This is a genomic window from Pseudomonas sp. PS01270 (genome assembly GCF_029959775.1).
Taxonomy (GTDB): Bacteria; Pseudomonadota; Gammaproteobacteria; order Pseudomonadales; family Pseudomonadaceae; genus Aquipseudomonas; species Aquipseudomonas atacamensis.
In genome coordinates this window covers 1-9,964 of sequence record NZ_JASCPT010000160.1, presented here as the reverse complement: position 1 = coordinate 9,964, position 9,964 = coordinate 1, and the positions used below count along the sequence as shown (strand labels likewise).

8 protein-coding genes are annotated in these 9,964 nt (G+C 59.5%); 3 read left to right on the top strand and 5 right to left on the bottom strand.

The annotated features are described in order from the left end of the window. Nucleotides 1-107: 107 nt before the first annotated feature. Complete coding sequence (lpxO, locus tag QMX86_RS25565; protein ID WP_039764006.1) at nucleotides 108-1,007, bottom strand: lipid A hydroxylase LpxO; 900 nt, start codon at nucleotides 1,005-1,007, stop codon at nucleotides 108-110. A 309-nt stretch (nucleotides 1,008-1,316) separates the two neighbouring features. On the opposite strand from lpxO, the gene QMX86_RS25560 reads away from it, so the two are divergent. Continuing rightward, entirely contained in the window at nucleotides 1,317-1,751 is a 435-nt protein-coding gene (locus QMX86_RS25560) for a short chain dehydrogenase (RefSeq protein WP_122750363.1), read from the top strand. 33 nt (nucleotides 1,752-1,784) lie between these two features. On the opposite strand, the gene QMX86_RS25555 is transcribed toward QMX86_RS25560, so the two are convergent. The 4 genes from QMX86_RS25555 to QMX86_RS25540 all read right to left on the bottom strand — a co-directional run bounded on the left by QMX86_RS25555 (nucleotide 1,785) and on the right by QMX86_RS25540 (nucleotide 6,393). Beyond that, the gene (locus QMX86_RS25555; protein WP_282387006.1) at nucleotides 1,785-2,729 is read right to left on the bottom strand and encodes a class I SAM-dependent methyltransferase; all 945 of its coding nucleotides are present in this window, start codon (nucleotides 2,727-2,729) and stop codon (nucleotides 1,785-1,787) included. A gap of 14 nt (nucleotides 2,730-2,743) precedes the next feature. Beyond that, the gene (locus tag QMX86_RS25550) at nucleotides 2,744-4,111 is read right to left on the bottom strand and encodes an iron-containing redox enzyme family protein (protein ID WP_282387005.1); all 1,368 of its coding nucleotides are present in this window, start codon (nucleotides 4,109-4,111) and stop codon (nucleotides 2,744-2,746) included. Between the two features lie 110 nt (nucleotides 4,112-4,221). Continuing rightward, a complete protein-coding gene (locus QMX86_RS25545) occupies nucleotides 4,222-5,151 on the bottom strand; it encodes a ZIP family metal transporter (protein WP_122698304.1) in 930 nt (309 codons plus the stop codon). A 15-nt stretch (nucleotides 5,152-5,166) separates the two neighbouring features. Further along, a complete protein-coding gene (locus QMX86_RS25540) occupies nucleotides 5,167-6,393 on the bottom strand; it encodes a zinc-dependent alcohol dehydrogenase (protein WP_024012926.1) in 1,227 nt (408 codons plus the stop codon). Between the two features lie 374 nt (nucleotides 6,394-6,767). Between QMX86_RS25540 and QMX86_RS25535 the strand changes: the two genes are divergently transcribed. Next, complete coding sequence (locus tag QMX86_RS25535) at nucleotides 6,768-8,354, top strand: ABC-F family ATPase (protein WP_282387003.1); 1,587 nt, start codon at nucleotides 6,768-6,770, stop codon at nucleotides 8,352-8,354. Nucleotides 8,355-8,680: 326 nt separating this feature from the next. Then, a complete protein-coding gene (locus QMX86_RS25530) occupies nucleotides 8,681-9,868 on the top strand; it encodes an MFS transporter (protein ID WP_282387001.1) in 1,188 nt (395 codons plus the stop codon). The last annotated feature ends 96 nt before the right edge of the window (nucleotides 9,869-9,964 follow it).

The window sequence follows — 9,964 nt, the reverse complement described above, 5'->3', positions numbered from 1 at the left end:
AGCTCGCTCCCACAGGGTTTGGAGTCGGACGCAATATTTGCATTCACCCAAATCAAATGTGGGAGCGAGCTTGCTCGCGAAGAGGCCGGTACTGACACCGCAAGCCTTTAGATCAGAATAAAGATCGCCAGCAACGCGGCAAAAATCGCCCATTTCTCGAGGTAATACCGCGTACGGTTGCGCTTCTTCAGCTCTTTGCCGCGCAAACGAATCTTGTAGATTTTGGTAAACAAGCGGTTGATGCCACCAGTCTTGTCCCCCGCATCATTCGGCGCGCCTGCCGCTGACATCACGGTGCGGCTGAACCAGCGGTTGAACGCGGCGGCCCAGCGGTATTTCAGCGGCCGCTCAATGTCACAGAACAGAATGATGCGATTCTGATCCGTGGTGTTTTCGGCGTAATGAATAAACGTCTCGTCGAACATCACCGCTTCGCCATCGCGCCAGTGATAGTTCTCGCCGTCGACGTTGATGTAGCAGCCGGGATCATTCGGCGTATCCAGGCCCAGGTGATAACGATAGGACCCCGCGTACGGATCGCGATGGCGCACCAGTTTCGAGCCCGGTGGCAGCTCGGCAAACATCGCCGCTTTGATCGAGCCGATGCTCTGCACCAGTTCGGTGGTGCGTGGGCACAGCTTCATCGCCGATGGATGACTGTCGCCGTACCACTTGAGGTAGAAGCGCTTCCAGCCAGTCTTGAAGAAGGAGTTGAAGCCGACATCGTCATACTGATTCGAGCGCTTGATCTCGCCGGCACGCAGCAGATTCTGGCCTTCCTCGCGAATCTCTTCCCAGTGCGCCTGCAACGGGCTCAGATCGGGAAAGTCTGCCGGGTTCAGATACGGCTTGTTGGGCATCCTGGAAAACAGATAGAGGAAGCAGTTGATCGGCGCGAGGAACGTCGAGTGGTCACTCAATTGCCGCCCCAGCTTGTGGCGCACGCGCCCACGCAAGTGAACGTAAGCAATGGAGATGACATAGACAGCGGCAATGATGAGTTTCACGGAAAAGGGTCACACGTCAAAAGTGAACAAACTGCGCGCGTGGCGACCTGAGGCCCAGCGTCTTATGCAGCGGTCTTGATGCACAGGGCGCGTCCTTGGCCCGCGCCGTTTCCGGGCGCTCGGTGAAAGGGTGGCATTTTAGCCACAGTTCGTAACCGATAGTGAACCCTCAACTGTGAAAAACTGTCTTGCGCGTTTGCGTGTAAAGCTCCAGCACACTTGAATCCATACAAACGCCCGTTGCTCATTTCGATGGAACCACGCTTGGCACGCGCTCCTCTATCGCTTACCAATAACGGAGGAACCCCCATGATCGCCCCAGAAACCGGTATGAAACCAGGTCAGCGCTATCGAATTGAAAGCGTCGAGCGCGCGCCGCAATTCTCTGGCTTTTTTCTCGATGGAAAGTATTACCTGGGACCCGAGTTGCAGACCGCCATCGGCTGGCTTGAAGGGCAAATATTCTTCTACGACCAGCTCGACCCGACCGGTGAGCCGGTTTATCCGGGCAGAATTGCCGGCACGATCGAAGGGCTGACGCTGGTAATGCCGGACGGCTTACGCCTGGAGATCGAGAAAGCGCCTTATCTGGCGGAACCTGCTGCGCCAGTGCGCGCTTCCGTCGCCGGGCGCATCGAGCGTATTTCGCGGCAGCCGATACGCCCTTCGCCGCTATTGGTAGCCGGGGCTGCGATGTTGGTAGGGGTTTGCCTGCTGACGATCTCGCGCATCAGAAATCGCTGAAGGCCACCGCGCGAGCAGTGGCCCAACTATCGGTCACTGCTCGCGGGTTACCGTCAGTGCGACCACGGCGATTCGCTCGGCGCGCTCATATTCAGGCTTGAGCAATTCTTCACTGAAGACGTCCGGATCGAGTTCGCGATAAGTCCAGCCAAAACGCTCGCCCTTGAGCAGAGGCGCCACGGCCTCGCGGAACGGGTCCTGCCCGGCGACGATCGCCACGCCGGTGTACACCAGCAACGTACCGCCGACTTCCAGGCGCGGCAACGCCTCACGCACGATCCGCACCGACAAACCCTCACCCAGCGCCCCGCCGCCGTGGCGATAAGCGCGCTGTTGTTCGTCGTTCATGTACGGCGGATTGGCGATGATCAAATCGAACTGCCCTTCGACACTGGCGAGCAGATCGCTGTGATACACCGACACATTGTTTGCGCCCGCCAGCTCGGCGTTAACCGCGCTCATGCGCAGCGCCCGCGGATTGATGTCGACTGCCAGCACGTCGGCATCAGGACGTGCCTTGGCCATGACCACCGCGCCGGCGCCGCTTCCGCAGCCGATGTCCACCGCGCGTCTGATCGGCGAAAAGCGTTGCTGCAATTGCGCTTCGATGGCCTGGGCGAAGCGATAAGTGTCGGGGCCGAAGAACACCGCATCACTCGCCGTCGTCGGGAACGCCGAGTGGGCGAACAACCGGTCATTCAGCGTCGACCAGCGCACATGGCTGCGCCACACGGCGCCATCGCGTTCGACTACGCCGGCCTGCTCCAGGCTGGCCAGCTCGTCTGCGCAAAACAGCTCTGAAGGAAACGGCATCGACCAACCAAACACATCGCGCAGATCCTTGGCCAGCGGCGTGGCAAAGCGTTGGAGATAACGTTCGTGGGTCAATGGCGTTGGAGTAATGAAGTGATAACCACAGTCGAGCAGGCGCTTGCCCAGCTCGAACAGGGCTCTATCGGATGTTTCTTGTGCCGACATGAAGCCTCCTTGTTTCAACGCAAGCGGGCGCGCAGTTGGATGAAGCGACGCGTCGCAAAAAGTCCGGCCGGGCGCCAGTGTCGCTGCGGTTGCAGCCACGGCATCAACATCGCCATTTGCTCGGCGGCAGGTTTGTCGGCCAGTGCCGCTTCCAGATTGAGCAGATCGGCATCATCGTCAAAGGTTTCCTCGACAGCAGCTTCCCGGCGCACATAAGGCCGAGGCCGGGATGCCGGGCAATCCTGAGTGATCCAGTCGCGCAGCAGCTGTTTTTCATAGCCGTTGAACACACCGAACATCGCCGCATCGCTGCCGTCGATCAAACGCCAGAAACGACTTTCTTCCACCGCCTCGCCGCGCTTGATCCAGCTCTTGCGCTCCAGCGCCGAAAGAAACTCGCCCATTTGCCCCGGCGTGGCCAGCCACTGATTGATGGTGCGGTTTTCGATGCGGCAGTAATCTGAATGCATGTGCCGGCCAAACACAGCCTTGCGCTCAAGCATGGCGATGACTTCGTGGTCCAGATCGAACTCTGTGATCACGGCGGTTGTGCCCTTGCCAATGTCATTGAGGCGATAACCGACAGCCATGCGCCGATAGAACTCATCGCGCTCTTCACCCAGCGGCATCAGTTCGAGCATTGATTGCACAGCCTTGCGCGCGTGCCCGGTACTGGCGTTGTCGATGGTCACATGCAGGCGGAAATAGTGCGGATCGATGCCCAGTTCCGCCAGCTCATAAGCACTGATCAATAAGTGCAGCGGCAGTTGTTCATAGCCGAGGTTGAAGCCGATGACTTCTGGCAGAAACTGCCCGCCGAAGCGTCCCAGCGCCAACTGCACCGCGCCTTGCAGAAAATACTCGTCGGCAAGACCGCTCAAATCGGAGCAGTCATGCTCGGCGAGCAGCTTGCGATAGATCACCACATGATTCTGCCGTGGCACGCCCTCGCCCAGCTCTTCCAGATAGGTATCGAGCAAATCGTCGAGACGCGGATCCTGCCACTGCGGCAACAACCCGGCCAGCCAGGCGCCATCGACCTCTTTGGTCGGTGCCACATGCAGAATGAAATACAACGCGTGGGATTTGTTGCGGAAATAGCGGCGCGGCGCGCCCTGCTGACGTTGTTCGAGGTAATCGGCGTACTCGGCAGCGACGCTGGCGCAGCGGGTTTCCGACCATTGCAGCAGCTCTTCGGCGCTGGCCGGCAAATCGTCAGACAGCGCAGCCGCCTTGCTCAGTTGTCGGCGCAGGAAGTCCAGTGCCGCGCGATCAACCGTGGAGTCTTCCGCCAGCAATCGGTCATAGAGCCGGCTCTCGGTATCCGCCGGCGTGGATGTTTTACCCGAAGACTTCCTGGTCGGGATTTCGATCAGCGACATGACTCATTCCCCTGCGTTATTGGCATTGCCTATAAACGAAAGAGTGATTGGCGCTGAAAAAAATTCCTTTTTTGTGCGGGGCGATGCGCTCAGTGGTGTGCGTCGGGTGGCTAACCCAAAGCCGTGTCGAGAAACATCATCACGCCGAAGCCAAGCATCAACCCGAGCGTGGCCGGTGTTTCGTGGCCGTTGCGGTGAGTTTCCGGAATGACCTCGTGGGACACCACGAAAATCATCGCGCCGGCGGCCAGGCCCATCGCTACCGGGAAGCCCAGCGCGAAGCTGTTGGTGATGCCCAAACCGATAATCGCGCCCAACGGTTCCATCAATCCTGACGCAGCGGCAATCAACGCTGCACGCACTGCGGAAATGCCGGTAACCCGCAGCGCCAACGCCACAGCCAGTCCTTCTGGAATGTCCTGAATGGCGATCGCAGTGGTCAGCGGCAAGCCGATTTTCATGTCGCCGGTGGCGAAGCTGACGCCGATCGCCATGCCTTCCGGCAGGTTGTGCAGGGTGATCGCCAGCACGAACAGCCAGACCCGATTGAAGCGCTTGGCTTCAGGGCCGCGCCGGCCGCTTTTTTCATGTTCGTGAGGAACGAAGCGGTCAAGGCCGACCATCAACGCCACGCCCAAGGCCATGCCGGCCACAACGACGGCAGCGGCGAGCATGGGACTGCTCACCGCCTCCTTCGCCGCCGCAATGCCCGGCAGGATCAGTGAAAAGGAACTGGCGGCCAGCATCATCCCCGCCGCAAAGCCAAGCATGGTGTCCTGGGTTCGCGAAGTAATCGCCCGCAACGCCAAGGCCAATAACGCACCGACTGCCGTGGCGGCAAAACCCGACAGCCCGCCAAGTGTGGCGAGGCGCAAGGTGTCGCGGCCCGTGCTGACCAAACCGGTGTAGCCACTGATCAACAGCAACACGGTTACCCCGACCAGGGTCAGCCAGAAAATGCGCCCTCCCCAGCCCGTACGCGAAAGGTTCACGAACCATGCGCGTACGGGAGCTGCGAATGAAGATGACGGTAGCGCCATGAAAACTCCTCGGTTTCAGGTGGCCGGTGCGAACGGCGTGGTTTCATCCAGCTGCGCCAGCGGAACATCGCTGCCACCCGGGGTCAGAATCACCTTGCGGCATTCTTCCTGCTTCTTATTGAAGATCTTGTAACCCTCGGCCGCCTGCTCCAGCGACAGCCTGTGAGTGATGATCGCTTCGGGCTGCAACTTGCCGGTTTCAATGTAGCCAAGCAGTTCCGGCAGAAAGCGCTGTACGTGAGTCTGGCCCATTTTGAAGGTCAGGCCCTTGTCGAATGCATCGCCGAACATAAAACCGTGGATGAACCCGGCATATACGCCCGGAACGCTGACGACGCCGCCACGGCGTACAGCGGCGATGCACTGGCGCAAGGCCTTGCCGCTGCTGCCTTCCAGCTTGAGTGTAGCCATGACCGTTTCGGTGGTGCTGCCCTTGGCTTCAAGGCCGACGGCATCGACCACGGCATCGACGCCGCGATGGCCGGGAGTCTGGCCGGTAATAGTGTCGGCCGGGTCATCGTCTTCATCGAAGTTGATCGGAATCACGCCATAGGTGCGCTGGGCATAATCGAGGCGGTACTGGTGATGGTCGACCATGAAGATCAGCTCGGCACCGAGCATCCTGGCGCAGGCTGCGGTGAGCAAACCGACCGGCCCGGCGCCGTAAATGGCTAGACTCGAACCCTGTTTGACGCCAGCGTTGATCACGGCTTGCCAGGCAGTCGGCAGGATATCGGACAGGAACAGCACTTTCTCGTCCGACAGCGTGCCCGGCACCTTGAACGGGCCGGTATTGGCTTTCGGTACCCGCACCAGTTCCGCCTGGCCACCGGGAATCCCGCCATACATACGGCTGTAGCCGAACAGCGCTGCTGGCGGCGGAATCATTTTCTTGTTCAGCGCCGCGCCAGGGCCTTCATTGGTGGTCTCGCAGGCGGCGTAAAGCTCTTGCTGGCAGAAGAAGCAATCGCCACAGGCGATCACGAACGGAATCACCACACGGTCGCCGCGCTGCACCGCCGTAACGGCTGGCCCGGTTTCTTCGACGATGCCCATGAACTCATGGCCAAAGATATCGCCGTGCTCGACGGTGGGTATTTTGCCTCGGTACAGGTGCAGGTCCGATCCGCAGATGGCGGTGGCGGTGACGCGCAGGATGATGTCGTCGGCGGCTTCAAGTTTCGGGTCCGGTACGGTTTCGACGCGCACGTCATGGGCGCCGTGATAGGTCATTGCTCGCATGGCTTGGTCCTCACTCGTTTGAACAAAATGGCTGCTGCTCAACTTTCCGAAGTGCAAATGGTCGAGTGAGTTCATTCGGGTTTTCGAGATTTTGATCAGCGGATATCGGTCGTTTCTCGGACGAGCCGATGTGTACGCCCGTTTGCCTGCCATATAACTGCCGTCTGAGTTATGCGACAATGCGCGCCAATGTCCAACAAGAACCCCGTACTCGTCGCTCAGCAGCTTGCCTTCAACGGCCCCAGTTGCGGACGGCTTATGCGCGTTGGCTCAACTCAAGCACAGACTGGGGGGAGATGGAAAAGCTCCAGATTGGTACTCAAGTTTGTACCAGGCACCACAGACCAGCTCTAACCCATTGATAGGTAAGGTAATTGATCTCCACAGCTAACATCACGATGCAGTTTGGCGCCAAGCCGCTGTTCGAAAACGTTTCGGTCAAATTCGGCGCAGGCAATCGCTACGGCCTGATCGGTGCCAACGGTTGCGGCAAGTCGACCTTCATGAAAATCCTCGGCGGCGATCTCGATCCGTCCGGTGGCCAGGTCATGCTCGAGCCGAACGTGCGTCTGGGTAAGCTGCGCCAGGATCAGTTCGCCTACGAAGAATTCACCGTGATCGACACCGTGATCATGGGTCACGAAGAGCTGTGGAAGGTCAAGGCCGAGCGCGATCGCATCTATTCGCTGGCGGAAATGTCCGAAGAAGACGGCATGGCCGTCGCCGAGCTGGAAACCGAATTCGCCGAGATGGACGGCTACACCGCCGAATCCCGCGCCGGCGAATTGCTGCTGGGTCTGGGCATTCCGCTGGACCAGCATTTCGGCCCGATGAGCGAAGTTTCGCCAGGCTGGAAACTGCGCGTGTTGCTGGCGCAGGCACTGTTCTCCGATCCGGAAGTGCTGTTGCTCGACGAACCGACCAACCACCTGGACATCAACACCATTCGCTGGCTGGAAAACATCCTGACCCAGCGCAACAGCCTGATGATTATCATCTCCCACGACCGTCACTTCCTGAACAGTGTGTGCACGCACATGGCTGACCTGGATTACGGCGAGCTGCGTCTGTTCCCGGGCAACTACGACGAATACATGACCGTGGCGACCCAGTCCCGCGAGCAACTGCTGTCGGACAACGCCAAGAAGAAAGCGCAGATTTCCGAACTGCAATCGTTCGTCAGCCGCTTCTCGGCCAACGCCTCGAAAGCCAAGCAGGCCACCTCCCGCGCCAAAGCGATCGACAAGATCCAGCTGGCCGAGGTCAAGCCTTCCAGCCGCGTCAGCCCGTTCATTCGTTTCGAGCAGAACAAGAAGCTGCACCGTCAGGCGGTCATGGTCGAGAAAATGGCCAAGGGTTTCGATGGCAAGCCACTGTTCAAGGACTTCAGCTTCCAGGTTGAAGCCGGCGAGCGCGTTGCGATCATCGGCCCGAACGGTATCGGCAAGACCACCCTGTTGCGCACCCTGGTCAATGAACTGACCCCGGACGCCGGTAGTGTGAAATGGACCGACGCCGCTGAACTGGGTTACTACGCTCAGGACCACGCTCACGACTTCGAAGACGACGTCACTCTGTTCGACTGGATGGGTCAGTGGACCCAGGGCGAGCAGATGATTCGTGGCACCTTGGGCCGGATGCTGTTCTCCAACGACGAGATCCTCAAGTCGGTCAAGGTTATCTCCGGTGGTGAGCAAGGTCGCATGCTGTTCGGCAAGCTGATCCTGCAAAAGCCGAACGTGCTGATCATGGACGAACCGACCAACCACCTGGACATGGAATCGATCGAGGCGCTGAACCTGGCGCTGGAAAACTACCCGGGCACGCTGATTTTCGTCAGCCACGACCGTGAGTTCGTATCGTCCCTGGCCACGCGCATCATCGAGCTGAGCCCGAACGGCGTGACCGACTTTAGCGGCACTTATGACGACTACCTGCGTAGCCAGGGCGTCGTTTTCTAAGAGCAGCTTTTAGTTTCAAGCGGCAAGCTGCAAGTTAAAAGCCCTGTCCCTGTGACGGGGCTTTTTGCATTCGGCGGTTGGGAATTGTGGGTGTGCAGATATTCGCGAGCAGGCTCGCTCCCACATTGATCGTTCCCACGCTCCGCGTGGGAATGCAGCCCGGGACGCTCCGCGTCCCAACAGCGGACGCAGAGCGTCCATGGCGGCGTTACCACGCTGAGCGTGGGAGCGATCATTAAGGCGAAGTAGTTAGCCTGCTTTCTTTTATCCCGGCCCCGCGCCATGATGTCGGCAACTCTCCCACCGCCGCCCGCGAACGAGTGCTCATGTCTGCGCAGCCACTGCCACCGCAAAGCTCCCTGGCGATCACCCTGCAGATCGTCTCCATCGTTTTCTACACCTTCATTGCCTTTCTCTGCATCGGGTTGCCGATTGCGGTATTGCCCGGTTACGTCCACGAGCAACTGGGTTTCAGCGCGATCATTGCCGGCCTGGTGATCGGCTCGCAGTATCTGGCCACCCTGCTCAGTCGGCCAATGGCCGGGCGCATGTCGGACACGCTCGGCACCAAGCAGGCGATCATTTATGGATTGTGGGGGATTGTGCTCAGTGGCGCGCTGACGTTGCTGTCGACCTTGCTGCAAAGCTTTCCGCTGACCAGCCTGTTGATCCTGATTGCCGGGCGCTTGCTGCTTGGTATTGCCCAAGGCCTGATCGGCGTCGGCACCATCAGTTGGTGCATGGGCCAGGTTGGTGTCGAGCACACGGCGAAATCCATCGGCTGGAACGGCATCGCTTCTTACGGCGCGATCGCCATTGGTGCGCCGCTGGGCGTGGTGATGGTTGCCGAATATGGCTTTGTCAGCCTGGGCCTCGCGCTGTCGGCGTTGGCGGCAGGTGCGCTGTGGTTGATCCGCAACAAGCCTTCGGTGCCGGTGATTCGTGGCGAGCGCCTGTCATTCTGGGCGGTGTTCGGCAAGATTGCGCCGTACGGCACCAGCCTGACGCTGGCCTCGATCGGCTACGGCACACTGACGACTTTCATCACCCTTTATTACCTCAACCGAGGCTGGACCGGTGCGGCTTACTGCCTGACCGTGTTTGGCGTGTGTTTCATTCTGTCGCGGCTGTTGTTCATCTCGGCCATCGCCCGGTTTGGCGGGTTTGCCTCGGCCATCGTTTGCATGTCGGTTGAAACCGTCGGCCTGGTGATGTTGTGGCTGGCGCCCTCCACTGCGTATGCGTTGATTGGCGCAGGGCTGGCGGGATTTGGGCTGTCTCTGGTGTACCCGGCGCTGGGGGTTGAAGCGATCAAACAGGTGCCGAGTTCCAGTCGTGGTTCAGGGTTGGGGGCTTATGCAGTGTTCTTCGATCTGGCGCTGGCGATTGCCGGGCCATTGATGGGCGCGGTGGCGTTGAATCTGGGCTATTCGTGGATTTTCTTTAGCGCGGCGTTGTTGTCGGTGACCGGGTTGGGCTTGACCTTGTTGCTCAAGCGCCGCGCGACCTCATGAAACACCGATCCCCTTGTAGGAGCTGACGAGTGCAACGAGGCTGCGATCTTTTGATTTTGCTTTGAAGATCAAGAGATCGCAGCCTCGTTGCACTCG

Bases quoted from the DNA above. Each gene is read 5' to 3' on its own strand.
- QMX86_RS25560 (WP_122750363.1), top strand. From the start codon at position 1,317: ATGATCGCCCCAGAAACCGGTATGAAACCAGGTCAGCGCTATCGAATT.
- QMX86_RS25555 (WP_282387006.1), bottom strand. From the start codon at position 2,729: ATGTCGGCACAAGAAACATCCGATAGAGCCCTGTTCGAGCTGGGCAAG.
- QMX86_RS25550 (WP_282387005.1), bottom strand. From the start codon at position 4,111: ATGTCGCTGATCGAAATCCCGACCAGGAAGTCTTCGGGTAAAACATCC.
- QMX86_RS25545 (WP_122698304.1), bottom strand. From the start codon at position 5,151: ATGGCGCTACCGTCATCTTCATTCGCAGCTCCCGTACGCGCATGGTTC.
- QMX86_RS25540 (WP_024012926.1), bottom strand. From the start codon at position 6,393: ATGCGAGCAATGACCTATCACGGCGCCCATGACGTGCGCGTCGAAACC.
- QMX86_RS25530 (WP_282387001.1), top strand. From the start codon at position 8,681: ATGTCTGCGCAGCCACTGCCACCGCAAAGCTCCCTGGCGATCACCCTG.